Genomic DNA, 24,334 nt, shown 5'->3' with positions numbered 1-24,334 from the left:
CGCGCGTTGCCAATCGTGGACGCTGCGTGGTAATCAGGCTGCTCTTATCGAATTACCGCAGTGTTGAGCCAATCATGGGATCTCCGAAGTCGTCAGACACGTAAGCCGCAACAACGTTCTTGTTGTTGCGGCGTCTGTCCATGTACCCCCACAGGCTGACAGGCAGATCGCCGTCAAATGTCCTTCATTTGAGCGGATGTCTCTTAATGTCTTCAAAATCCCCCACATGGGGCTACTCACTGCCGTTGGCACTGCTGCTGATGGCACCCTTCGACATTCTCGCCTCGCTGGCGATGGATATCTACCTTCCCGTCGTGCCGGCCATGCCCGGCATCCTCGGAACAAGCCCCTCCATGGTTCAACTGACGCTGAGCCTCTACATGGTCATGCTCGGCCTCGGGCAGATCATCTTCGGCCCGATTTCCGACCGTATCGGGCGGCGGCCCGTGCTGATCGGCGGCGGCATCTTGTTTGCAGCTGCGTCCTTCGGCCTTGCTGCCTCGTCCTCGGCCATCCCTTTCTTCGCCCTTCGCTTCCTGCAGGCGGCGGGTGCGTCGGCAGCCCTGGTGGCGACCTTCGCAACGGTGCGGGATGTCTATGCCGACCGATCGGAAAGCGTCGTGATCTACAGCCTGTTCGGCTCGATCCTGGCCTTCGTCCCGGCACTTGGGCCGATCGCCGGCGCACTGCTTGCAGAACATCTCGGCTGGCGTTCCATCTTTGTCGTGCTCGGCATTCTCGCTGGGCTTTCGGTCCTGCATGCCCTGCCGCGCTGGCACGAATCCCGGCCGGCGGAAGGACCCGTGATGCGACGCTCGTTCCGGCCCATTCTCCGCAGCCTGGCCTTCTGGACCTACACGCTCGGGTTCAGCGCAGCGATGGGAACATTTTTCGTGTTCTTCTCGACAGCACCACGTGTCCTTGTCGAAAGAGCCGGATATTCGGAACTGGAATTCAGCCTTGCCTTTGCGACGGCGGCCGTCGTGATGATCGTCACGTCGCGTTTTGCCAAGTGGTTCGTTAGACGCTGGGGCAATTCCGGCACGCTCCTGCGGGGCATGGCGGTACTGCTTCTGGGATCGACGCTGCTCGGCCTGGGAGAGGTGCTCGCCGCTCCGTCCCTGTGGACCTTCGTCGCGCCCATGTGGATCATGGTCGTGGGGATCGTCTTCACCGTATCGGTGACGGCCAACGGAGCGTTGGAAGAGTTCGGCGACATGGCCGGTTCGGCCGTCGCCGTCTACTTCTGCATTCAGAGCCTCATCGTCGGGATAGCCGGGACGCTTGCGGTGCTCTGGCTGCAGGGGGATACGGCGTGGCCGATAGCGGCCTATGCAGCAGCCATGGCCGCCGTCGTCATTGCCGTGCGGGCGCTTCAGCGCCGTCATGAAAGTGCGAAAGTGTAATCGATCCGGAGGCCGGCGAGCACGTCGGCCTCAACCCCTCAGCCGCTCGGCTCGAATATGAGAATGGGCAAGCTTGCCTGCTCGGGATAATTGCAGTCGCGGCTTCGAGGTGGCGGCTGACCGAGAGCCGTTCGTCCGAACCAAATCAGCATCACGTGGCGCCGGCCGCTCCATGAGCGCCGTCATCAAAAATGATACTTCGATCGCGACCGAAGCTTCCAACGCCTTGAAGCTGCAATATGGGGTGAAACCAGCATTGGAACCCTTGGCATGTCTTCTCCGTCAACATCCGTGAATTCGCCCTTCCTTGGCTGGTACGTGGTCGCTGCAACCTTCGTTCTGGCAGTGTTCGGATGGGGCGTCGGTTTTTACGGACCGCCCATTTACCTGCAGGTGGTGGTCCAGCGAACCGGTTGGTCCGTCCCGCTGGTGTCGACCGCCGTAACGCTGCATTTTCTTGTCGGGGCAGCCGTCGTTGCCAATCTGCCTCGTCTTTATCGGATGGCAGGCGTCCCCCTGATAACAAGTCTGGGAGCGGTTCTCCTTGCCATCGGCGTCGTCGGCTGGTCCGTGGCCTATCAGCCCTGGCATTTGTTTGCCGCTTCCCTGTTGAGCGGGGTCGGCTGGGTTGCGATGGGCGCGGCAGCCGTCAATGCCATCATCGCACCGTGGTTTGTGCGCAGTCGTCCGGCGGCGCTTTCCATGGCATACAACGGAGCAAGTGTCGGCGGCGTGATCTTCTCGCCCCTCTGGGTCGCACTTATCGTTTCGAACGGTTTTGCCAACGCAGCACTCGTTGTCGGCGTGTCGATGATCTTCATCGTAACCTCCCTGTCGGTCGTCGTATTCTCGAAATCCCCCGAGACGATGGGCCAATTTCCCGATGGAAGCCGGCAGGACCAGTTTCGGGCCCCGACAGCTAACTCGATCAACGCATCCCTGCCGGGCAGACTGCTTTGGCGCGACCGCCGTTTCATCACGCTTGCGGTGGGAATGGCCGCCGGCTTGTTTGCGCAGATCGGCCTGCTGGCACACCTGTTTTCAATTCTGGTTCCGGTCTTCGGATCCCAATCCGCCGGTCTTTTGATGGGAAGTGCAACTGTTGCGGCGATAGCCGGTCGCACCGGCATCGGCTGGTTGATGCCGGTCTCGGCGGATCGCCGTCTCATCGCATCCGCGAGTTATGGCGTCCAGATGATCGGGTCATTGGCACTGTTGTGGGCGGGTGGAGAAAACATGGCAGCGATGATTGTCGGCGTCCTGCTTTTCGGGCTCGGCATTGGCAACGCAACGTCACTGCCGCCGCTCATCGCACAGGTGGAATTTGTGAAAGCCGATGCCGCGCGCGTCGTGCCGCTGATCGTTGCGATGAGCCAGGCAATCTATGCCCTTGCACCCGCTCTCTTCGGCGTTGCCAGGGCAATATCCGACCCCTCGCTCCTTGTCCTGGCCGTGGCGATCCAGTGCCTGGCAGTTGCCGCCTACCTGTACGGACGACACCGCTAACCGAAAGAGCGCAGGAAGCCTGCCATCAAGCGAAATACGCTGATGCGCCAGAAGCGGTCACCAGCTTGTCAGTTTAAACAACCTGTCCAGAAACATGGGGCAAGCCCACTTGTGCCGTGTGATGCGAATGTTGTGATCTCATCTGCGTCAACATGGCTGATGTTGCATGCAGCAGTTTTGAGGTAGTGCTCCTCACGATAATTAGCATCAACGAATAAGCTGGAAATATCAAGTGATTGACTGGTTCCCTATCGTCTTCTTTCCGTTCAAGATTCTCGTGTTAGGCGCGGGCATGTTCTTCGCCATCAAGTGGCATCACGATCAGGCGAAGAAGACGAAATAACGAAACCGGCGGACCGTAAGCGCCCGCCGATTAGAAAAGCGCCGCCCATCTGGCCCGCTTAGTGCCGTGTGCTGCTTTCAATGAAAATTCCGAGACTTCACCTTCAACGTAAGCGGTGTTTTCCTCGCACATTGACCAAGCTCGATTGGCCATTCCCAAAAATGCCGCTACGACCTTGATGGCAAGAATGCGCCAGAAGGAGACATCGGTCGTTCTTCGAACTCAACCAGGCCATAGCGGACGCTGATATCAGTAGCTAAAATTCATGAGTGCGGATCGGGCGCATGCGCCGGCTCGTATATTGACATGCAGGTATTTACCTGCGTATCAATATTCTGGTAAAGATTGAGACCATGCACACTGACAAAGTTTTCAAAGCGCTAGGCGACCCGACACGCAGAAAGCTGCTCGACCTTCTGTGTGAGAAGAACGGGCAAACGCTAGGCGCGCTTTGCGAAACTCTGGATATGGCTAGGCAATCCGTCACGCAGCACCTCGGGATATTGGAAGATGCCGATCTGGTGAGCACGGTCAGGCGTGGACGCGAAAAGCTGCATTTCATCAATCCGGTGCCGCTGCACGAAGTCTACGAGCGGTGGGTGCGGAAGTTCGAACGCCAGCGCCTCACTCTGCTCTACGAGCTGAAGAAAGAACTCGAAGGAGAATAGCAATGACCAGAGAGACGACCAGTTTTGTTTACGTAACCTATATTCTCTCGACGCCAGAAAAGGTGTTCGAAGCCATAACGAAACCGGATGTCGCAAGGCGTTACTGGGGCCACGAGAATGTTTCCGACTGGAAGGTCGGATCGAAGTGGGAACACATTCGTGTCAATGATGAACGCACCGTCGAACTTACTGGCAAGATCATCGAGGTCAATCCGCCGACCCGTCTGGTCATCTCCTGGGCCAATGCTTCGCAGGCTGCGGATTCGGCCAGCCACAGCCGCGTAACCTTCGAGATAGTAGAGTATGATGAGATGGTCAGGTTGACCGTCACCCATGTCGATCTGATTGCGGGTAGCGGCATGGCGAACGGCGTCAGCAAAGGGTGGCCAACGGTCCTCTCCAGCCTGAAATCCTTCATCGAAACAGGCAAGGGTCTGGACATCTTTGCCAAGCCAAAGGCGGCCTGATTCAGGCGGCGTCAAATCTCACTCGCAGAAAGAATAGTCATGGCCAAAGCCTATACCGGCGGCTGCGCCTGTGGCGCGATCCGCTATGAAACGATGCGCGAACCGATCTTCGCGAACCACTGCCAATGCGGCGATTGCCAGAAACGTAGCGGCACCGGGCATGGATCCTATCTAACGTTCCCGCAGCGCGCCGATGTGACAATCATGGGTGAGGCCAAAAGCTGGCGGGTTGCGGGCGAAAGCGGAAATGAAAAGATACACGCCTTCTGCCCGACCTGCGGAACTCCAGTTTACCTCACATTTGCCGCGATGCCGGAACTGATAGTGGTCCACGCTGCCAGTCTTGACGATCCAGGCAGGTTCGATCCGCAGGCCGTCACCTATAGTGTCGGTGGCCATAGGTGGGACAAGATGGATCCCGCGCTGCAGGTATTCGAGCGAATGCCGCCCGCATAATTTTTGCTGGAGCAGTCCGAATTCGCGACTGTATTGAGGAGTCCACTAAGGGGTCGATCGCGACATCTACGCATTAAAATGAACGACCGCTTTCTTGTGCTGCCTTCCAAAAGCCGCCAGTCTCCTTCCCACCCCATCTCAGACGAACCGAAACCAGTTCTGCAATAACCGCCTCGGGCCGGAAGCAGTCATGACATCGTAGCTCCACGGCGAATGTGGATTCCTTTGAGATCGATTGCTGAATCCGATAGCGCTTTTCTTACCGAAGAAGCCCGTCGATATCGAAATCTTCCCAGCCGCGCAGCTTCGGAGCCGGATCGTCGGGATCACGATTGGGCATTTTCGAAACCTTCCGGGCTTTTTTCAGCGACCGCGTCAGTTTTGCCTTGTACGCAGCTTGTCGCCTTTTTTCCGCCTTGGCCTCGGCGTCTTCCTCCCGCCATTCATCGACAACGCCCCGGTCAAGAAGGTCTTCCACTAATTTGGGATCGAAGACATGGAACGTAATTCGGCGGGCGCGGCCGTTCAACCGGACCGTCCGGGTCCCGGCGCTCGGCAGACGTCCGTCCGCGAGCCATCGATGACGCTCGCTCGTTTTGATGGTCAGAATATCCTGTATCTCGCGGGGGATGACGGGCAGCGTCTCGACCTCCTCCATCACCTTGTTGACAACGGCGACCGAGGCGCTGAACGCGGCTTTGTCGCTGGCGGGCATTGCGAGAGTTAGGTCGCTACCTTCGAGGACCACCGACTTCTTCGAGGTGGCGGGAAGCCTGGCTTGGATTTCCTGCAAAATTCCCTTTGCTCGCACGGACGATCCAAGCGTAGCCGCAGCCGACAGCGTCCATGTTCTGAGCAGTTCAATGTCGGTCTTTGCGGCTTTCGGCATTCGCGTTAGATGGGATTGGCAGAGATCAAGGTCAACAACCCCGTTGCTAAGGGTGGATAAATGCAAAGGCGGCATCCACATCCTCCCGCCGCCGCTTTTACGTCGATCGCGGACACTGCTGGAGGCCATTTTGGCTTTGTTCGCAAGGCAGGGCAAATGAGTTTACGAGATGAAAGCAGACGAGATTGTCATGAGCACAGAGAACATCACAGGTCTTAACTTGTATTTTGCCGTCACTGACGGCCCTGCCTTAGCCACTGAACAGGACGCACTGGACCTGTTGGGCGAAACCTATGGCAAGGAGATCGATGTCATAATCGTTCCCGCCCATCGGTTCACGCCTGAGTTCTACGCCCTCAGCAGCAGACTTGCCGGCCATTTTTTTCAGAAAATGCAGAATTACCGGGTTCGCCTGGTGATCCTCGGAGACATCTCTGTCCACATAGCGGCAAGCAAAGCGCTCCGTGACTTTGTCGGCGAGACCAACCGCTTAGGCCACCATCTGTTCGCTAATGACCGGGCCGAGCTAGAGGACAGGCTCCGCCGGAAAGGTTGATCCTTCGCCTTTTCGGATGGGAGCAGACAGCCGCCCATCTCAATTGTGCTCCGGTCTAAAGATTTGACGCGGGACATCCTATGATGATCGGGATGTCCGCAATGGGCCGACAGCCGTCTTCGGCAGGATTGGGCCAATAGCGCTCATCGCGACGCGCCCTGCTGTTGAAGCCATCGGCAAATCACCCCTGCCAGGTCTTTGGGGGCCTCCAAGGGGATCATGTGTCCGGTCTTCTCGATGACCTCGAAAGCTGACCCGACAAGCCCCTGATGAAGCTCCAATGCCTCGGTCCGTGATCTGAGTTTGTCCTGCTCTCCCGCAATGACGATTGTCGGACACCGGATCGCATGCAACTCACCCCGTTCGTCTCTTCGCTCGAGAAGGGACTGGCGCCGGAACACCTCTCCCCCCAGCCGATGCCCCATTGCCTGAATGCGCGTGATCAGGTCCATCCGCCCTGCGTTGCCCGGATGCAGGGCGGACGCCACGGCCGATGTGCTGAGACCCTTGAATGCTGAAACGTCACCCTGTGCGGCAATGGCGGCCCGGCGCTTGGCCTGCACCTCGTCGTCGCCCCGCGCGGACGTGGCAATCAGGATGAGGGCGGTTATGCGATCAGGAGCTTGGCGCACGATCTCCCGCGCGACGTAGCCACCCATGGAGAAACCGGCAAGCACGAACGTCGGCGGAGCTTCGGCCAGGGCGCGGCGCGCCATGGCCTCGATTGTGCTGTCCCGCGACAGATCCGCATGGCTCACAGGGCCAGGATCGGCCAATGCCGGCTCCATATCGCGCCAGAGATCCGCATCGAGCATGAAGCCCGGAACCAGAAGTATCGCCAAGATAACCACCCCTACATTCCTGAACCCGTGAAATGACGGAGACCGCTGGGATGCGCAAGGAGATAACCCTATCTGGCCTACTTGGCCTATCTGGCCCGAAAGCGGCCTTCACGACACGCCCGCCTGCGGCGCGGGCATTCATCCCGATTCCCCCTGCCCGGATTTTGCTGTATCATTCCACCTTTGGGAGGATTGGTCATGACCTTCATCTCCACGCCCGGCTCCGAAGCAAACGATGCCACCACGGCAATGTATGTGGCGGCAGAAGAAAGCTACGGCTATCTGCCCAACATGTACCGGGTCTTCGGCCACCGGCCGGAGGTGATGGAGAAATGGGGCGCGCTGCTGGGCAGTATCCGCAAGCACATGAGCCTGCGCCGCTACGAGCTCGTCACGCTGGCCGCCGCGAAGGAACTGAAATCCTCCTACTGCATGCTCGCCCACGGCTCCGTCCTGCTTCGTGAGGGGTTCAGCGAAAAGCAGCTGATCGAGATGGCGGGCGGCGGCAGCCATGCGCCGCTGGATGAGGCGGAACGCGAGATGATGCAGTTCGCCGGAAAGGTGGTGCGCGACGCCACCGGCATTGCGAAGGAAGACATCGACAGGTTGAAATCGCATGGCTTTTCCGATGCGGAGATCTTCGACATCACCACGGCGGCGGCCGTGCGCTGCTTCTTCAGCAAGACGCTGGACGCCATGGGCGTCGAGCCGGACACTGTCTATCGCGAGCGGCTCGCTCCCAACCTGGTTCAGGCGCTGACCATCGGCCGCAAGGTCGAAGGCGCCTTCGTGTCGCAAACCGCCGCAGCAGCCAGGGCCGCAGGCTGACCCCGGATCGCTCTCTGACCCCGGATCGCTGGAGATCCCCACACCGGCGCCGCTTGCAGATGACAAACGAGCGGTCATAGTGGACGTCCTCGTTCGCCCGCCGGAGTTCCCATGCCTAAAGCCAAGTCGCCGTTCACCGGCCTCTCCGCCTTTCCCCTGACACCGGCGGACGAAAGCGGCCGCGTCGATACCGCCGCTCTTCAGGGCCTGCTGGCGCGCATCGTCGAAGCCAAAGCAAATTCCATCGGCCTTCTGGGCAGCACCGGCACCTACATGTACCTGACACGCGACGAGCGCCGAAGGGCGGTCGCAGCCGCCGTCGAATGCGTGGCGGGCCGCCTGCCGATCATCGTCGGGGTCGGCGCGCTTCGAACCGACGAGGCCGGGGCACTCGCCCGTGACGCAGCCTCCGCCGGGGCCGATGCTCTGCTGCTTGCGCCGGTTTCCTATACGCCGCTGACCGAGGAGGAAGCGTTCCAGCATTTCTCCACGGTCGCCGCCGCCACCGACCTGCCGCTCTGCATCTACAACAATCCCTCGACCACCCATTTCACGTTCAGCGAAAACCTTCTGAGCCGCCTTGCCGATGTGCCCAACATCGCCGCGGTAAAGATGCCGCTGCCCGGCGAGATGGATTTCTCCGGTGAACTGGCCCGCTTGCGCAACCGGACGCCGGCCGGCTTTGCCATCGGCTATAGCGGCGACTGGGGGGCGACGGACGCGCTGCTGGCCGGGGCCGACGCCTGGTACAGCGTCGTCGGCGGTCTTTTCCCCAATGCAGCGGCAGCCCTCGTCCGGGCCGCAACCGAAGGCGACCGCGCCGAAGCCGCCCGTCTCGATGCCATGTTCGTCCCGCTCTGGCAGTTGTTCAAGGGGCATGGCAGCCTGCGCGTCATGTATGCCGCAAGCAACCTGCTCGGCCTGTCGGCGGCCGTGCCGCCACGACCTGTCCTGCCACTCGGTTCAGAAATCCTGCCGGCCGTCGAAGCGGCAATCGCCGCGCTGCCCGAGGCTTGAGACCGCGTCACGTCCCGCAGAACGTCTGCAGCACGCGCTCCTCGGGCTTTGGCGGGATCGTGTAATCCTCGAACTCCGGCCGGTCCTCGAAGGGGTTTTCGAGCGCCCCCAGCAGCCGTTCGAAGAAGCTCAGGTCGCCGTAATTGGCGGCGGCCAGCGCTTCCTCCACCTTGTGGTTGCGCGGAATGACGGCCGGGTTGGCGGCGCGCATCGCGGCAGCCCTTTCCGAATCCGGAACGGCCTCTTCCGAAAGCCGTGTGCGCCACACCGCCAGCCATTCGACCGCGTTGGCGGTGTCCTTGAAGGAGGACAGGAAGGCGTCATCGCCGCCCCCGCCCCCGCCCCCGGCAGCGACCGCGCAGAGCCGCCGGAAGGCCAGGGTGAAATCGGCCTCGCCTTCGTGCATGGCGCCCAGCAGTCCCTGGACAAGCTCGCCATCGCCTTCGTGCCCCTGCACCAGCCCGATCTTGTGGCGGAACACGTTGAGCCATTCGCTCTGGAAGCGCTGGCCGAATTCCGTCAGTACCCGGTTGGCGGTAAGCGCCGCCTTGTCCTCGTCCGCGCCGATCAGCGGCAGCAGGCATTCGGCCAGCCGCGCGATGTTCCACTGGGCGATGCCGGGCTGGTTGCGATAGGCGTAGCGCCCCATCTGGTCGATGGAGGAAAACACCTTCATCGGATCGTATTCGTCGAGAAAGGCGCAGGGGCCGAAGTCGATGGTCTCGCCCGAGAGCGTCATGTTGTCGGTGTTCATCACGCCGTGGATGAAACCGATACCCATCCAGCGCGCCACGAGGTCGGCCTGGGCGAAGGCGACGGCGCGCAGCAGCGCCAGATAGCGGTTATCCTCGCTTCCAAGCTGCGGATAGTGCCGCTCGATCACGTAGTCGGCGAGCGTGCGCAGGCCGTCGATGTCCTGCCGCGCGGCGAAATACTGGAACGTGCCGATGCGTACGTGGCTGGAGGCCACGCGGACGAAGACTGCGCCGGGCTGCGGGGTCTCCCGGTAGACGGGCTCGCCGGTCGCGACTGCGGCAAGTGCCCGGGTGGCCCGCACGCCGAGCGCGTTCATGGCTTCCGAAACGATGTATTCGCGCAGGACCGGGCCAAGCGCCGCACGGCCATCGCCGCGGCGGGAAAACGGCGTTGGGCCGGCTCCCTTGAGCTGAATATCGCGGCGCGTCCCCTTACGGTCGATCACTTCGCCGAGGAGGATCGCCCGGCCGTCGCCGAGCTGTGGCACGAACGACCCGAACTGGTGGCCGGCATAGGCCATGGCAATCGGCATCGCGCCGGCCGGCACGACATTGCCGGCAAGGATCGCCGCCAGCCGCTGCGGGTCGCTCAGGTCCGCGTCGATCCCCAGTTCCTGCGCCAGCGCCGCGTTGAACTTCAAAAGCGTCGGGCCTTCCACCGGCTCGGGGTAGACCGGCGCGAAGAACCTTTCAGGCAGCTGGGCATAGGAATTATCGAACTGAAACAAGGGTGGCTCCTTTAGCCTTCTGGCAGCTTGTGGCCTCCCCCAGATATGGGAGGATGCGTTGGATGGAACAAGCCGGAGGCGGTTTTGTTGCGCTTGCCGCCTTCAGGTTCCTTTCAGGCGGACACCGAAGCCGAACAGCAGGGTGACGACCGCGCCGGCGGCGGCCGTTCCGTAGAGCCAGAGCGCCGGCCCGGCGGGATTGCCGCTGTCCAGCGCGCCGACCAGATCGGTCGCCGTGGCGATCGTCCCGGCAAGGCCCGCACCAATGGCATATCCGGCAGTCGAGATCACCGGCAGCAGGGCGCTGGCCAGATCACGCTCGGACCGTGCCGCCGCCTCCATGGCGGCCTCGTTGACGCTTGCCCACGCAACCCCGAACCCGGTGCCGATCGCCACCTGGCCCGCAAGCAGCAGCGGCACGGAAGCGGTCGCAAGCGCTGTGCCGACGGCGAGGAAGCCCGCGAACTGGAACAGGGCGCCGCTCCGCATCCAGCGGTGCCGCGGCCCGAGTGCGACAACCCGGCTCGCGACGATGGCGACAACGCTCCAGGTAAGCGCCATCAGGACGACGATATAGCCCACCACCGCCGGCCCGAAGCCCCACACGGCACCGACCATCAATGCCAGATAGACGCTGCCGACGGAATGGCTGGCGGACATGAGAAGCAGGACCCAGAAGCCGTGGCCGAGTGTCGAGCCCAGCCGGAAGGCGCCGCCGGGAAAGAGTTTCGGGCCGAACCGTCCGTCAAGCTTCAGCGCCGGCAGGAACAGGCCGGCGCCGGCAACGATCGCCGCCACCTGCAGCACGCTGCTTGTCGCGACCGACGAAAGCGACAGCACGAAGGATGCCGCCAGGCAGAGGGCGACCGTCGCATAGGAGAGGAGCACGGGTGCCGCCTCGGTCACCTTCGGCCGGGCCGCGACCGCAAGGAGCGGCAGCACAAGGACGAAGGGCGCGACGGCCAGAAAGGCCGCACGCCAGGAGAAAGCCTCCGTCAGTAGCCCGCCGACGAGCGGCCCGGCGACAGCCGCCACCGCCCAGACCACCGCTTCCACCGCGAAGACCTTGGCAACGAGGGCAGACGGAAAATTTGCGGGGATCAGGCTGTAGCAGATCGCGACGATCAGGCCGTCGGCTATGCCCTGAACGAGGCGGCCCGCCATGATCCAGGAGAAATCCGGCGCAGCCATCGCCATCAGTCCGCCGGCGGCAAAGACAAGCGTCGAGAGGATAAGGCTTGAGCGCGCACCGATACCGTCGCGCAGGGCGGCGGCAACCGTTCCTCCGGCGATGGAGCCCAGGAAGTAGAGAGTATAGGCCCAGCTGAACCAGGCCGTGCCATCGACCTGCGCCGCGGCCTGCGGCAGGGCTGCCACGATGGCGAACTGGTTGAAACCGTGCAGGCCGATACCGGCCGAGATCAGCGCCAGCATGACGCCGCTCCTGCCGCTGAGTAGTGCCTTCCAACTGTCGTCCATGCGCGCCCCTTGCCGCTCAGTGCATAACAGCTCTGGGACCTCAACTGCCGTTGAGGTCAAGCACGCGGCAGGCGGTTATCCGATGATCCAGCGGCCAGGCGTGCATCGAAGCGACCTTGATGCAAATCCGCCACAGCCCGCGAGGTTTATTTCCGACGACAGGGAACCGGAGGAACCGCATCCCCGTGGCCACGTTCTCAGCCATCATCAACTACGGGCGATAAAAGCAATACACTGTGATTTTTCGTTTGTGATAACCTGTTGTACTTAAGCTACAGCTTTATGAGCAAAACAACGTTAAATCCTCATCATCCGCTTTCGAGTAAGGAGAGTCATCATGAAGAGAATTCTGTTCCTGGCTGCGAGCGTTGCAATGGCTGCATCCTCTTCAGCACTTGCCGCCGATGCGGTTGAGATCATTCCAGAAGCCCCGATCGCCGTCGAAATGCCGGCGCCGTTCAGCTGGAGCGGTCCCTACATCGGTGTGCACGGCGGCTACGGCTGGGGCGACGGTGAAGCCCTGGGCGAAGACAGCAGCTTCGACGGCGGCCGCTTCGGTGCATTCGCCGGTTACAACTGGCAAGTATCCGACGGCTTCGTTGCCGGTATCGAAGGCGATCTGAACTACGACTGGAATGACGACGACTTCGCACCTGGCTTCTCGGCAGAGACCGGCTTCTCCGGCGGCATCCGCGCCCGTGCCGGTTTCGCCTTCGACCGCGCCCTGCTCTACGCAGCAGGCGGCTGGACCGCGACGAACGTCAGCGTCGATACGCCTGCCGGTGACGACGACGACACTCTGAACGGCTGGACGATCGGTGCGGGTCTCGACTACGCCTTCACCGACAACATGTTCGGCCGCGCCGAATACCGCTACAACGACTATGGCAGCGGCGACGTATTGGGCGCAGACGTGGACTTCACCCAGCACGTCTTCCAGGTCGGCCTCGGCGTGAAATTCTGATCCCTTTCGGATCGAACCAGAAAAAAGGGCTCCGCAAGGAGCCCTTTTTTGTTGGAGCAGGGTGGCATCAGCCTCGTATGGCACGGCGGCGGACGATGATCCTCCAGCCGATAGCGAATGCGACCATCAACGCCAGCCACAGAAGCGGAAACACCACGAATGCCGCCACATAGCCGCACGCACCTTCGAAACAGGAGCCGAGCATACCGGCATCCGCCAGGCCGCCGGCGGAAAACAGGGCAGCCGTGCCTGTCATGAACAGGCCGACGATCCAGATCGCGATTTTCGCAACAATCCTCATCCACCAGCATTAACAGCCGGGACGGCGCAGCGGCAACAGGCCCCGACCTAATGCAGATGCTTCAGCTTGTCGGGGTTGCGCATCACGTAGATCGCCGCGATCCTGCCGTTCTCGATGTCGAGGGCCGTCGTCTGCAACTCGCCGTCCGCCTCGCGCGTGATGAAGCCCGGCAGGCCGTTGACCATCACCGTGCGGATCAAGGTCGAGCCGCCCTTCGCGAAGAACCGCGCCAGCGACTCCTGCAAGTTCATCACGTCCTCGATGCCGAAGAGAAGCTTCATTGCCGCCGGACGCTTGCCGCCGCCATCGGCATGGAAGCTGACATCGGCTGTCAGCATGGCGCTGAGCGTCTTCATGTCGCCGCTTCGCGAGGCCGTGAAGAACGCCTCGGCCAATTCGAGGCCGTGCGTCCTGTCCACCTGGAACCGCTGCCGCGATCCGCGCACGTGGGTGCGGGCACGGGCGGCAAGCTGCCGGCAGGCGGCGGGCTCGCGGCCGATCGTCGTCGCGACCTCCTCGAATTCCAGCCCGAACACGTCGTGCAGCAGGAAGGCCGCCCGCTCCAGCGGCGAAAGCCTTTCGAGCGCCAGCATCAGCGGCAGGGTCACGTCTTCCTCTTCCTCCTCTTCCACGACGGGATCGGGAAGCCAGGGGCCAACGTAGGTTTCGCGCTTCAGCCGCGCCGACTTCAGCTGATCGAGGCAGAGCCGCGTGACCGTGCGGCGGAGAAACGCCTCGGGCTCACGCACCTCGGCGCGGTCGGCCCTCATCCAGCGGATGAAGGCCTCCTGCAGAACGTCCTCGGCATCGGCGACCGAGCCCAGCATGCGATAGGCGACGCGCATGAGCTTGCCGCGCAGCGGATCGAAGCTCGCCGCGGCGTCCACCGGTGCCACCTCCGTCATCAGGCGACCGCCGCCGTGGCGGTGACCTTTGCCGCCTCGGGTTCGATCCACAGGCTGAAGCCGACCGCCAGGCGGTTCCAGCCGTTGATGACGTTTATCATCAGCGTGAGTTTCACCTGCTCCTCCTGTGTGAATTCAGACCATAGAGCCTCGTACGCCGCCTCATGCGCGTGGCCTTCCGAAAGCCGCGTCAGCGCTTCCGTCCAGCCGAGAGCCGCACGTTCGCGATCGGTATAGCACGGAGCCTCGCGCCAGGCCGAGAGCAGATAGATGCGCTGTTCCGTCTCGCCCTTGGCGCGGGCTTCCGCCGCGTGCATGTTGATGCAGTTGGCGCAGGCGTTGATCTGCGAGGCGCGGATCTTGACCAGTTCGATCAGGCTCGGCTCGAGGCTTGCGGCGATCTCGCTGGAGGCCTTCATCCACGTCTTCATCAGCGCGGGCGCGACGGCAAAGGGAGCAAGTTTGGGGGACATCGTTCGTTTCCTTCCATTGGTTACGACGACATGACGAGGCAGCCCTGCCTCCGTGTGACATGGGCGGAAAACTTTTTTGAAAATCCCCGGCGATCGACGGCGGCGGCCCGTGCGGCGCGGCCTACTCCTCGAAGCGATCCGTCGCCTCACGATCGCGCTCGTATCGCTTCGTGAGCGGAAACGGGGGCAACCAGCTTTCGCGGCGGATGGTCCAGAGTTCATAGGTTGGCTTCAACTGATCGGGGGCATCCAGCGATCCGAGGTTCACTTCGACCTCGTCTTCGGTGCGACCGAAAACGGACGAGCCGCAGCGCGGGCAGAAATGCCGCCCTGCATAGTCGCGCGTTTCGCCATCGATCGTTACCGCATCCGCAGGAAATATCGCGGAGGCGTGAAACAGGGCTCCGTGATGCTTGCGGCAGTCCAGACAGTGACAGATGCCAACCCGGTACGGGCGTCCGGACGCCACAATCCTGACGTCCCCGCACAGGCAACCGCCGGTCAATCGGTCCATGCCGCCTCTCCTCCAGGATCAAGCCGTCGGAATGGCTACAACGAACAGCACTGCCATTGAAATTGCCTGCCGCGAGCGGCAGCACAATCGCGGGTCCGGGCATGGGTGTTGTCGGCAAAGTGTGGCGGGCGCAGTCAGCGTCGTGATTAAGGACCTGCCGGCCAATGTCGTGGCCGCGGGCAATCCGGCCTAGGCCGAAGCGCCCGCTACTTCATCAAAACGGCTTCCTCGCTGCGACAGCGGTGAGACGTCTCAGCCCGGAAAAGCCTCGACGAGGTCATCAGGGCTGCCACGTCGGCGAGCTTTTGCGGATCGGAAAGCCCCATCTTGTACAGCCGGATAATGGCCCTTCCGAGCATTTCGCCATCCTCGGCGACGTCGAAAGCGGTACCATCCTCCAGAGCCAGCAGGAAAGCGTCACGCATGACGTCGATGTCCTGCCGGTTGAATATGCCCCATCGCATTGCATCTTGTTTCAGTCGCATTTCGCACCTCCCTGTCCGAACTGCCGCCGATGTGATGCTTGTCCTTTTATCCCTCCAAGTTCACGCCTTCGAGTCTATCAGTAAACGAGGCCGCCCGGGCGATCAGTACGGTAGACGACCGTGTTGGTGGCCAAACCCGTCCGCCACGACCGCCCGAGAAGTCAGAAAAGATCCATCATCAGGCGCCGGTATTCTGCTTCCGGTTTGCCGTAGGCATCATGAGCGAACTCCTCCAGAGCCGCCCTGTTGCGAATTGTTATGCTCCCCCTCTCGGCCCTGATGAAACCGTTACCTTCCAGGATGTGGAGTGCGGCGGTGACGCTGGGTCTTCGGACCGCAAGCATCCGCGACAGAAATTCGTGGGTAAGCTCTATCTCGTTTCCCTGGATCCGGTCGTGGCACATCAGCAGCCAGCGCGCCAATCTCTCGTTCACTTCATGAACGGCATTGGAAAGGGCCGTGTAGGCCAACTGGACCGTGAAGGCTTCCAGGGAGCGGACCATCATCTTGGACACGTTCGCGTTGGAAGCCATGCACATGCGGAAGGCATCGTAATCCATGCGGTAGCCCTCCCCTTCCAGCTGGATGCCGACGTTATGCGGGCAGACTTCCACCAATGCCGCGGCCGAGGTCGGGACATATCCGTCGAAGCCGAAAAGCCCCGCTTCGGCGCGACGACCTTCGGGCGTTTCCACGACACTCGACCCTATCCCGGCGGTCAGGAAGTAGACGTAGCGGATCGGCTGGCCGGCTGTCGCAAGTTGCGTGCCTCTGGGCAAGGCCACATGCTCGAGGTCCTGCGCGAGCTGGCCGAAGTCAGCCGGCGGAAGGATGGAGAGAAGCTTGTTCTGGATCGTTGCCTGGTGAGGAATTGCCATATGTGCCTCCCTCAAAAACAATGCGAGAACCTGAACATAGCCCTCGATCGCCCTTGATCGCCTGCGCCCTGCCCAGTTGGCAGACGATGTTCAAGAATACTCCTCTTCCGCATTGGAGAAAAGCTTTTGTCTATCGGGAGACAGGACGGGACAGGTGTCGCGGCGGCCGGAATCGGAAAGCAATCCAAGGGACTACGCACCCCTTTCGCCACGGGATCCCACGCCAGATGCGAAGCACCATTTTGTGAAGGGAAGGCCGCGCCTGTGGGTTGTCAGGCGCCGATGCAGGCGATCGGGCTCTCGTCGCGCACTACATCTTCATGACGTCGCATATCGTCTCCACGACGAATGCGGAACTATAGGGTTTCGGAACGAACTTTCCCTCCACGGGAAGATCGGCATGGGTGAAATAGTGCTTGCCCGACGTGACGATGATCTTGATCGGCGGCCACCGGCTACGCACGAGGCGGGCGAGCTGAAGCCCGTCGATATTGCCCGGCATATCGATGTCGGTGAACAGGACCTGGATTTCCGGATGCCGATTGAGCAGCGTCACAGCCTGGTGAGCGTCGGGTGCTTCGAAGACTTCATAGCCAAGCGAGGATAGTTCATCGCTGATATTCAACCGAATGAGCGGCTCGTCCTCGACAATGAGGACCGCAATTCGTGCAACTGGCACAGCAGTCTCATTTCTGCAGGAGGAATCGTGCGCCGATTCGTACGTTAGCAGACAAAACCACTCATGGAGCGGCAAGTTCCCCAAACAGTTAACTTATGCCCAGAAATAAGGCAGATCCTCGTTTCCCACCTGTCTTGCGGCGGCAGCTGCGCAAATGGACATCAGCTTTCAGGCGCTTCTCGGTGTTTTCCGGGAGCGTATGGGCGCCGGTTTCGACAGGTTCAGCGCCACGGCAGCGCGGATCAGCGCCGTCAAAGCCTCCCGGTCGATTTCGTCTCTCTCATGCAGATCGATGGCGCGCCTGGTATTTCCCTCCAGGCTGGCGTTGAAGAGCCCTTTCGGATCATCCAGCGCCGCCCCCTTGGCGAAGGTCAGCTTGACGATCTGCCGGTAGGTCTCGCCGGTGCAGATGATGCCCGCGTGTGACCACACGGGGACCCCGCGCCACTTCCATTCCTCGACCACATCCGGATCGGCCTCCCGGATGATCTCCCGCACGCGGGCAAGCGTCTCGCCGCGCCAGTCGTTCAGATCCGCAATTCTGGCATCGATCAGCCGGGAGGGAGACGGATCTCCATCCTGCGGGATCGCGCCGTTCTTCTCCGTGTCCATGAACATCCTCCTTCCCGATATTGCCTCCCCGTTACCCTCAGGGACCGCTCACATCTTTTCGCCGGGCAGTTCGCTGGCCTGCTTCACCCAGGAGGCGAGCCGCACCTCGTCCAGCGCGTCGTCCTCGTAGATATCGAGGTAGCGCACTTCCTTCTGCTTCGACTTGCCGGGAGGCTCGGGTTTCAGCGAGGTGCCGCGGAAGAAGGCCACCTTCACGTATTTTGCAAAACAGTGGTAGCTGGCAAACCAGCCCTCGCCCTCCACGCCATAGAAAGGCGAATTCCATTTGACCGCTTTCTGGACGCCGGGAACGGCATCCTCGATGAGCGCGTCGAGGCGAATGCCGAGTTCTCTTTTCCAGCCCGGCATGGCGGCGATATAGGCTTGCACGGGTGCATCACCATAGCCTTTCGCAATCTGCGGATTACCGCCCGAAAGCAGAACCGGCCCCCCGGCATCCGGCCCCTCGCCATCCGGCTCGGCTGCAGGCCTGACCTGCCTCTTCGTCGTTTCCTTTGCCATCGGGTTCGCTCCTCCCTCCACATCACGAACAGGGCTGCGGCAACCGGGCGTCGCCCGTCTGCAACCAGCGCATGTGCCGGGGAAGATAGCATCCACCGCCGTGGCATCCAACCCGCCGGCGGCGCGATCGCAGAGGTGGCCGGGAGATGCGGACAGCGCGTGATCGTGCCCGAGAAGGCTAAACGGTGTATGATGGCCCGACGACGTGGACGGGAGGACAGCGATGCGCCTTCGCACATTGACCAGTCTGGCGACTATGCTGGCAACGCTCCTTGCAACACCGCTTGTCGGCGCCGGCCTGCCCGCATTTGCCCAGCAGGCAGAGCGGATGTCCATAGAAGTGTTTCCGTTCGAGCTGGAGGACAAAAGCGCCGGGGCGGGCATCATTCCTCCGGACGAGCACGACATACGCTATCTGTCGGAGTCGGCGCAGGTCGCGAAAGACATGCTGTCCAGGTCCGGGCGCTTCACCGTCATCGACGCGCCAGCCGGCGATGAGCAGGCGGCGGCAACGGGCGGATTGCGCAATTGCAGCGGATGCGAAGGGCGGATTGCCAAGGAGCATGGGGCATCATTTGCGCTGCTCGGCGTGGTGACCCGTGTCAACCGGACGGAGCACACCATGTTCATCCGCATTCTCGACGCGGAAACGGGAAAGCCTGTTTCGATGGGATTCACCGACCTGCGCATGGGCGCCAATCACGGCTGGCCGCGCTCCGCCAGGTGGGTGATGACGAACAAGATCCTGCAATAGACCGCCACGGACACCGATCGCCGTCGTCCTCAGCTCTCGATGCGAAAGCCGGTCGGCATGGTCTCCAGCGTTGTCGGTTGCGTCTCCACCCCGGATACCGATGCCCCTGCAGGTCCCTGTCGGAAACGTTCGAGCATGGTCGATACCGCGGCATCGGAACCCGCGATCAGGGCCGAGACGGAGCCGTCGGTCTCGTTGCGCACCCAGCCCGTCAGGCCGAGCCGCGATGCCTCCGCCCGCGTCCAGACACGGAAGCTGACACCCTGGACCCTGCCGGATATGCGCACCCGCACTGCCTTCTGACCGTCGGTCATGGCTGTTTTCCTCTTAGGAAACATCCGGTCGAAATGGATCACCGCGAAACGAGGTCAAGGGACGGGCATTGCTTCGCAGACATCCAATTGGCCCCACAGGTCGGGCTCGCCCTCGGCAAGCGCTGGCACGACTTGCATTCGAAATGGGAGACGGCTAGGAAAGGCCCGCGCTGGACGACCCGCGCCATGAAACGTTCCGGGGACGGCCCCGCTTCTCTTCGTTGAGAGCAGGAAGCCGCCGCGTGAAATTTCCCTCCACTTTTCCCTACCATTCAGCACCGCGATCGAAGCTCGTCCGCCATGCCGCTGCCGCGGCCGCCCGGGCTTGCCACGTCGTGTGTGCCAGCTTTTCAAGGACATCCTATGGCCGGGCCTATTGAGCAGTTCGAAATCAAACCCATCGTCGAGTTCAGCCTCGCAGGTATCGACCTCAGCTTCACCAACTCCTCCGCCTATATGGTTCTGACGGTCACGGTGGCGACGGGCTTCCTGATGTTTGCAACAGGTTCTCGCCGCATGGTGCCTGGGCGCTGGCAGGCGAGCGCGGAGCTGCTCTACGAGTTCGTCGCAAAGACCCTGCGGGACAATGCAGGCGAACAGGGCATGCGGTTCTTCCCGCTGGTCTTCTCCCTCTTCATGTTCATCCTCGTCGCGAACATGATCGGCATGTTTCCCTATGCCTTCACGGTGACGAGCCATCTCGTGGTGACCTTCGCGCTCGCTGCGCTCGTCTTCGGCACGGTCACCATTTATGGCCTGGTGAGGCACGGGTTCGGCTTCCTGCGGCTGTTCAAGCCCGATGGGGTGCCGGCCATCCTCGCCCCGATCATCATCCCGATCGAGGTCATTTCCTATCTGTCGCGGCCCGTCAGCCACTCGATCCGACTGTTCGCGGTGATGCTGGCCGGGCATATCACGCTCAAGGTCTTCGCCGGCTTCGTCGTGGCGCTTGCCGGGGCAGGTTCGCTCGGCGTCATCGGCGCCATCCTGCCGCTCGCCATGACCGTCGGATTGACGGCGCTGGAACTGCTGATGTCCTTCATTCAGGCCTACGTCTTCACCATGCTGACCTGCATGTACCTGAACGACGCGCTGCATCCGGGCCACTGAGCACGGACGGCAAGGCGGTGGCGTTGGTTGGGAAGGCCCTCATCCTGACGTGGCTGATCGAAGGTCAGCCCTCGAAGGATCAGGCCTTTGCCGGCGTGTAGCCTGCTTCGCGGATCGCCGCTTCGGCCGTCTCGGCATCGCCCGCAACGGTGACCGTCTTCGCCGCGAGATCGACGGCGACGACGGCACCGGGCAAGGCCTCGACGAGCGCTGCACGAACGGTCTTCTCGCAATGGCCGCAGGTCATGTCGGCAACGGTGAAGGTGGTGGTCATGCAATTTTCCTTTTGTTGTTTTGTTGTCTAGGCGGAGGTGCCGGTTTTCACAGGGCCGGTTTTCACAGGGGCAGTCTTCACAGGGACGGCAGGCGCCTCGCCGGCCAGATCGTCGAGGATCGGGCAGTTCGGCCGGTGGTCGCCGCCGCAGCAATGGGCGAGATGCTTCAGCGTCTTCACCATGCCCTGCATTTCGGCAATCCGCCGTTCCAGGTCGCCTATATGCGCCTGTGCCACATCCTTGACGGCGGCGCTGGTGCGATCCTTGTCCTGCCAGAGTTTCAGCAGCGTTTCGGTCTCCTCCAGCGAGAAGCCGAGATTGCGGGCCCGCTTGATGAAGCGCAGCACATGCACCTCCTCGTCGCCATAGACCCGGTAGTTGTTGCCGGTGCGACCCATCGGGCGGATCAGCCCGATTTCCTCGTAATAGCGGATCATCTTGGCGGAAACACCCGAGGCTTCCGAAGCCTGTCCTATGTTCATCGTATCACCTTGACGGTTTTCAACCTGAGCGCATTAGCCACCACGAAGACGCTGGAAAAGGCCATGGCGCCGGCCGCGATCATCGGCGACAGCTGGATGCCGAAGGTCGGATAGAGCACACCGGCGGCGACCGGGATCAGCGCCACGTTGTAGCCGAAGGCCCAGAACAGGTTCTGTCCGATGTTGCGGATCGTCGCACGGCTGACCGCGATCGCATCGGCAACGCCGGCAAGCGAGCCGCCCGACAGCACCACATCGGCGCTTTCGATCGCGACGTCCGTGCCGGTGCCGACAGCGATGCCGACATCGGCCTCGGCGAGCGCCGGCGCATCGTTGATGCCGTCGCCGACGAAGGCGATCTTGCGGCCTCCGGCGCGAAGCGCATGCAGCGCCTCGACCTTGCCTTCGGGAAGCACCTCGGCAAAGACACGGTCGATGCCGACCCGGCGACCGATGGCTTCCACCGTCTTTTTCCTGTCGCCGCTGACGATGGCAACCTCCAGCCCGAGACCATGCAGCCCGCGGATGGCGTCGATGCTCTGCGGCTTCAATTCGTCTGCGACGGCAATCACCGCCGCAAGCCTGCCGTCGATTGCCGCGTAGACCGGCGACTTCGCCTCTTCCGCCAGCCGGTCGACCGCTGCTGCGAAGGCCGAGACATCCAGCCCGAGCCTTTCCATCAACCGGTCGGAGCCGACGGCGACGGCGTGCCCCTCCACCGTGGCCTCGATGCCGTAGCCGGCGAGACCACGGAAATCCTTCGGCTGGTGACGTGCGATGCCCCTTGCCTCGGCGGCGCGGACGATGGCGTCTCCCGTCGGATGTTCGGACAGTGCCTCGACCGAAGCGACCAGGGACAGCACATCCTCTTCGGCGAAGCCTTCCGCCGTGACCAGATCGGTCAGTTCCGGCTTGCCCTTGGTGATCGTGCCGGTCTTGTCGAAAACGACCATGTCCACCGCGCGAAGCTCCTGCAGGGCATCACCCTTGCGGAAGAGCACGCCGAGTTCGGCGGCGCGGCCCGAGCCGACCATGATCGAGGTCGGCACAGCGAGCCCCATGGCGCAGGGGCATGCGATGATGAGGACGGCGACGGCCGCGACCACCGCGTGGCTGAGCGACGGACCCAGGACCAGCCAGACGAGGAACGTGAGGATGGCAAGCCCGATCACCGCCGGTACGAACCAGCCGGTCACCTTGTCGACCATGGTCTGGATGGGTAGTTTTGCCCCTTGAGCCTGCTCGACCATGCGGATGATCTGCGCCAGCATGGTGTCGCGGCCGACCTTCTCCGCGCGGAAACGGAAGGAACCGGTATTGTTGATGGTGCCGCCGACGACCGTGGCGCCCTCGCCTTTCTCGACCGGGATCGGCTCGCCGGAGATCATCGATTCATCCACATGCGACGCTCCGTCGAGGACCGTGCCGTCGACCGGGATACGCTCGCCCGGACGGATGACGACGACATCGCCGGCCACCACGTCCTCTGTCGGGATATCGACGGTGCGACCATCGCGTTCGACGCGCGCCGTCTTCGCCTGCAGGCTGGCAAGCTTGGAGATCGCCTGGCTCGCCCGACCGCTGGCACGGGCCTCGAGCAGGCGGCCGAAGAGGATCAGCGTGACGATGACGGTCGCCGCCTCGTAATAGACGTAGCGTGCGTTCTCCGGCAGGAGGTCCGGCGCAAACGTGGCGACGAGCGAATAGCCGTAAGCGGCGAGCACGCCGACGGCGACCAGCGAGTTCATCTCCGGCGCGCCGCGGAAGAGCGCCGGCAGGCCTTTTTTCAGGAAGCGCAGGCCCGGCCCGAAGATGACCACCGTCGCCGCCAGGAAATAGGCATAATAGAGGTTCTGTGTTGGAACCGCTTCCATCAACCAGTGATGCATCGGATCGTAGACGTGGCTGCCCATTTCCAGCACGAAGAGCGGCAGGGTCAGCACGAAGGCGACGACGAAATCGCGCTTCAGCGTCGCATCGCCATGCATGTGGGCGGAATGGTCGTGGGAGGCTTGCTCCTGATGATGGTGGGTCTGCGTCTCGTCGGCGGAGACATAGCCCGCATCTTTCAGCGCCCGTTGCAAGGCATCCGGCGGCACCTCATAGCCGACCTTCTCGATCGCGGCCGTCAGCGCCGCGGGCGAAAAGCCTTCACCCGGCTCGATGGTCAGCTTCCTTGTGGCAAAATTCACCGAACTCGCCGTGACACCCGGAACCTTGGCGGCAGCGGTTTCGACCCGGCGCACGCAGGACGCGCAGGTCATCCCTTCGACGGGAATGCTGATCGGCTCGATGGCGGCGGGTTTGACGGTCTGGTTCATGGCGGAATCCTTTGTTCCGCATGTATGTGGACCTTCCCATCATGGGAAGGTCAAGGCGATGGGCGAGAAATTTTGCGTGGCGTGTCGGATTGTCGCGATGCGCCGCGTCCTCGAACCAGTCGACGCCTCAAACATGGAGGAAGACATGAGAAAGATCGTGGTGAGTGCCTTCATCAGCCTCGACGGCGTGATGCAGGCTCCGGGCGGGCCCGACGAGGACCCAACGGGCGGCTTCGAGCACGGCGGCTGGATCTGGCCGCTGTTCGACGAGACGATGAACGAGGCGCTGGACGCTCTTTTCGCACAACCGTTCGACCTGCTTCTCGGCCGCAAGACCTATGACATCTTCGCCGCCTACTGGCCCCATGAGGGGGACGGTTCGATCGGCTCGGCGTTCAACCGGGCGAGAAAATACGTCGCCACAGGCAAACCGGACATGGCGCTCGACTGGCACAACAGCCGCACGCTCGGCGCGGACGTGGTGGAAGCACTCCGCAGGCTCAAACAGGAGGACGGGCCGATGCTCCTGACCCAGGGCTCCGCCGATTTCCTACAGACGCTTTTCAGGCATGGGCTGGTCGACGAACTCTATATGTGGGTGTTTCCGCTGGTGCTCGGTCGCGGCAAGACACTGTTTCGCGACGGGGCGATGCCTCAGACGATGAAGCTCATCCGCTCTGTCGCCTCCGGCTCCGGCATTGTCCTCAATCAGTATCGGCCGGACGGCCCGGTCGTGACCGGCTCCTTCGCATCCCGGGAGCCGAGCGAAGCGGAACTGGAGCGCCGACGCAAGCTGACATAGGCG

At 62.2% G+C, this 24,334-nt stretch carries 29 protein-coding genes; 12 read left to right on the top strand and 17 right to left on the bottom strand.

Annotated features, from left to right (window positions below):
- Positions 1-206: 206 nt before the first annotated feature.
- From cml to LH464_RS10015, 5 genes are all read left to right on the top strand, one after another.
- Entirely contained in the window at positions 207-1,406 is a 1,200-nt protein-coding gene (gene cml, locus LH464_RS10035; protein ID WP_226786244.1) for a CmlA/FloR family chloramphenicol efflux MFS transporter, read from the top strand.
- 270 nt (positions 1,407-1,676) lie between these two features.
- Positions 1,677-2,912 carry an MFS transporter gene (locus tag LH464_RS10030; RefSeq protein WP_226786243.1) on the top strand — a complete coding sequence of 412 codons (1,236 nt, stop codon included), beginning with the start codon at positions 1,677-1,679 and terminating at the stop codon, positions 2,910-2,912.
- Between the two features lie 696 nt (positions 2,913-3,608).
- Positions 3,609-3,923: an ArsR/SmtB family transcription factor gene (locus LH464_RS10025; protein WP_226786242.1), complete on the top strand. Its 315-nt coding sequence runs from the start codon at positions 3,609-3,611 to the stop codon at positions 3,921-3,923.
- 2 nt (positions 3,924-3,925) lie between these two features.
- Positions 3,926-4,390, top strand: a complete 465-nt coding sequence (locus tag LH464_RS10020; protein ID WP_226786241.1) for an SRPBCC family protein — start codon at positions 3,926-3,928, stop codon at positions 4,388-4,390.
- 39 nt (positions 4,391-4,429) lie between these two features.
- Positions 4,430-4,846 carry a GFA family protein gene (locus LH464_RS10015; protein WP_226786240.1) on the top strand — a complete coding sequence of 139 codons (417 nt, stop codon included), beginning with the start codon at positions 4,430-4,432 and terminating at the stop codon, positions 4,844-4,846.
- A 259-nt stretch (positions 4,847-5,105) separates the two neighbouring features.
- Here LH464_RS10015 and LH464_RS10010 read toward each other — a convergent pair whose 3' ends face one another.
- A complete protein-coding gene (locus LH464_RS10010; protein ID WP_226786239.1) occupies positions 5,106-5,735 on the bottom strand; it encodes a hypothetical protein in 630 nt (209 codons plus the stop codon).
- 190 nt (positions 5,736-5,925) lie between these two features.
- Between LH464_RS10010 and LH464_RS10005 the strand changes: the two genes are divergently transcribed.
- Complete coding sequence (locus LH464_RS10005; protein WP_226786238.1) at positions 5,926-6,291, top strand: DUF4180 domain-containing protein; 366 nt, start codon at positions 5,926-5,928, stop codon at positions 6,289-6,291.
- Positions 6,292-6,434: 143 nt separating this feature from the next.
- On the opposite strand, the gene LH464_RS10000 is transcribed toward LH464_RS10005, so the two are convergent.
- Positions 6,435-7,133, bottom strand: coding sequence for an alpha/beta fold hydrolase (locus LH464_RS10000; protein WP_226786237.1), 699 nt, complete (start codon positions 7,131-7,133; stop codon positions 6,435-6,437).
- A 198-nt stretch (positions 7,134-7,331) separates the two neighbouring features.
- Between LH464_RS10000 and LH464_RS09995 the strand changes: the two genes are divergently transcribed.
- Entirely contained in the window at positions 7,332-7,961 is a 630-nt protein-coding gene (locus LH464_RS09995) for a carboxymuconolactone decarboxylase family protein (protein ID WP_226786236.1), read from the top strand.
- 111 nt (positions 7,962-8,072) lie between these two features.
- Positions 8,073-8,978, top strand: coding sequence for a dihydrodipicolinate synthase family protein (locus LH464_RS09990; RefSeq protein ID WP_226786235.1), 906 nt, complete (start codon positions 8,073-8,075; stop codon positions 8,976-8,978).
- A 7-nt stretch (positions 8,979-8,985) separates the two neighbouring features.
- On the opposite strand, the gene LH464_RS09985 is transcribed toward LH464_RS09990, so the two are convergent.
- Both LH464_RS09985 and LH464_RS09980 read right to left on the bottom strand, forming a co-directional pair.
- A complete protein-coding gene (locus tag LH464_RS09985; protein ID WP_226786234.1) occupies positions 8,986-10,461 on the bottom strand; it encodes a protein adenylyltransferase SelO in 1,476 nt (491 codons plus the stop codon).
- Between the two features lie 102 nt (positions 10,462-10,563).
- Complete coding sequence (locus LH464_RS09980; protein ID WP_226786233.1) at positions 10,564-11,940, bottom strand: MFS transporter; 1,377 nt, start codon at positions 11,938-11,940, stop codon at positions 10,564-10,566.
- Between the two features lie 337 nt (positions 11,941-12,277).
- Here LH464_RS09980 and LH464_RS09975 point away from each other — a divergent pair, with 337 nt between their 5' ends.
- Complete coding sequence (locus LH464_RS09975) at positions 12,278-12,904, top strand: outer membrane protein (protein WP_226786232.1); 627 nt, start codon at positions 12,278-12,280, stop codon at positions 12,902-12,904.
- Positions 12,905-12,971: 67 nt separating this feature from the next.
- Here LH464_RS09975 and LH464_RS09970 read toward each other — a convergent pair whose 3' ends face one another.
- The 9 genes from LH464_RS09970 to LH464_RS09930 all read right to left on the bottom strand — a co-directional run bounded on the left by LH464_RS09970 (position 12,972) and on the right by LH464_RS09930 (position 18,273).
- Positions 12,972-13,205 (bottom strand): hypothetical protein, encoded by a 234-nt coding sequence (locus LH464_RS09970; protein ID WP_226786231.1) that lies wholly within the window; start codon positions 13,203-13,205, stop codon positions 12,972-12,974.
- Positions 13,206-13,252: 47 nt separating this feature from the next.
- Positions 13,253-14,110: a sigma-70 family RNA polymerase sigma factor gene (locus tag LH464_RS09965; RefSeq protein WP_226786230.1), complete on the bottom strand. Its 858-nt coding sequence runs from the start codon at positions 14,108-14,110 to the stop codon at positions 13,253-13,255.
- Complete coding sequence (locus LH464_RS09960; protein ID WP_226786229.1) at positions 14,110-14,583, bottom strand: carboxymuconolactone decarboxylase family protein; 474 nt, start codon at positions 14,581-14,583, stop codon at positions 14,110-14,112. The genes LH464_RS09965 and LH464_RS09960 overlap by 1 nt, the downstream gene beginning before the upstream one ends.
- Before the next feature lie 121 nt (positions 14,584-14,704).
- A complete protein-coding gene (locus tag LH464_RS09955) occupies positions 14,705-15,097 on the bottom strand; it encodes a GFA family protein (protein ID WP_226786228.1) in 393 nt (130 codons plus the stop codon).
- Between the two features lie 206 nt (positions 15,098-15,303).
- Complete coding sequence (locus LH464_RS09950) at positions 15,304-15,582, bottom strand: hypothetical protein (RefSeq protein ID WP_226786227.1); 279 nt, start codon at positions 15,580-15,582, stop codon at positions 15,304-15,306.
- 161 nt (positions 15,583-15,743) lie between these two features.
- Positions 15,744-16,460, bottom strand: a complete 717-nt coding sequence (locus LH464_RS09945; protein WP_226786226.1) for a Crp/Fnr family transcriptional regulator — start codon at positions 16,458-16,460, stop codon at positions 15,744-15,746.
- A gap of 310 nt (positions 16,461-16,770) precedes the next feature.
- Positions 16,771-17,139, bottom strand: coding sequence for a response regulator (locus LH464_RS09940; protein WP_226786225.1), 369 nt, complete (start codon positions 17,137-17,139; stop codon positions 16,771-16,773).
- Between the two features lie 168 nt (positions 17,140-17,307).
- A complete protein-coding gene (locus tag LH464_RS09935) occupies positions 17,308-17,751 on the bottom strand; it encodes a DUF1801 domain-containing protein (protein ID WP_226786224.1) in 444 nt (147 codons plus the stop codon).
- Between the two features lie 48 nt (positions 17,752-17,799).
- The gene (locus LH464_RS09930; protein ID WP_226786223.1) at positions 17,800-18,273 is read right to left on the bottom strand and encodes a DUF1801 domain-containing protein; all 474 of its coding nucleotides are present in this window, start codon (positions 18,271-18,273) and stop codon (positions 17,800-17,802) included.
- A gap of 223 nt (positions 18,274-18,496) precedes the next feature.
- Here LH464_RS09930 and LH464_RS09925 point away from each other — a divergent pair, with 223 nt between their 5' ends.
- Positions 18,497-19,027 carry a DUF2380 domain-containing protein gene (locus LH464_RS09925; RefSeq protein ID WP_226786222.1) on the top strand — a complete coding sequence of 177 codons (531 nt, stop codon included), beginning with the start codon at positions 18,497-18,499 and terminating at the stop codon, positions 19,025-19,027.
- A 29-nt stretch (positions 19,028-19,056) separates the two neighbouring features.
- Here LH464_RS09925 and LH464_RS09920 read toward each other — a convergent pair whose 3' ends face one another.
- A complete protein-coding gene (locus LH464_RS09920; protein ID WP_226786221.1) occupies positions 19,057-19,341 on the bottom strand; it encodes an acylphosphatase in 285 nt (94 codons plus the stop codon).
- Between the two features lie 363 nt (positions 19,342-19,704).
- Here LH464_RS09920 and LH464_RS09915 point away from each other — a divergent pair, with 363 nt between their 5' ends.
- Complete coding sequence (locus LH464_RS09915) at positions 19,705-20,451, top strand: F0F1 ATP synthase subunit A (protein ID WP_226786220.1); 747 nt, start codon at positions 19,705-19,707, stop codon at positions 20,449-20,451.
- A gap of 79 nt (positions 20,452-20,530) precedes the next feature.
- Here the strand turns inward: LH464_RS09915 and LH464_RS09910 are convergent, their stop codons facing one another.
- The 3 genes from LH464_RS09910 to LH464_RS09900 are packed head-to-tail and all read right to left on the bottom strand — an operon-like array spanning position 20,531 to position 23,529.
- Positions 20,531-20,725: a heavy-metal-associated domain-containing protein gene (locus tag LH464_RS09910; RefSeq protein ID WP_226786219.1), complete on the bottom strand. Its 195-nt coding sequence runs from the start codon at positions 20,723-20,725 to the stop codon at positions 20,531-20,533.
- A gap of 27 nt (positions 20,726-20,752) precedes the next feature.
- A complete protein-coding gene (gene cueR, locus LH464_RS09905; RefSeq protein WP_226786218.1) occupies positions 20,753-21,208 on the bottom strand; it encodes a Cu(I)-responsive transcriptional regulator in 456 nt (151 codons plus the stop codon).
- Positions 21,205-23,529: a heavy metal translocating P-type ATPase gene (locus tag LH464_RS09900; RefSeq protein WP_226786217.1), complete on the bottom strand. Its 2,325-nt coding sequence runs from the start codon at positions 23,527-23,529 to the stop codon at positions 21,205-21,207. Before LH464_RS09900 ends, cueR begins: the two co-directional genes overlap by 4 nt.
- A gap of 145 nt (positions 23,530-23,674) precedes the next feature.
- Between LH464_RS09900 and LH464_RS09895 the strand changes: the two genes are divergently transcribed.
- Positions 23,675-24,331, top strand: coding sequence for a dihydrofolate reductase family protein (locus LH464_RS09895; RefSeq protein ID WP_226786216.1), 657 nt, complete (start codon positions 23,675-23,677; stop codon positions 24,329-24,331).
- Positions 24,332-24,334 lie beyond the last annotated feature (3 nt).

The organism is Pseudorhizobium xiangyangii (assembly GCF_020531965.1).
In the GTDB taxonomy this organism is placed as follows: domain Bacteria; phylum Pseudomonadota; class Alphaproteobacteria; order Rhizobiales; family Rhizobiaceae; genus Neorhizobium; species Neorhizobium xiangyangii.
This window is presented reverse-complemented; position numbering and strand designations above follow the sequence as displayed.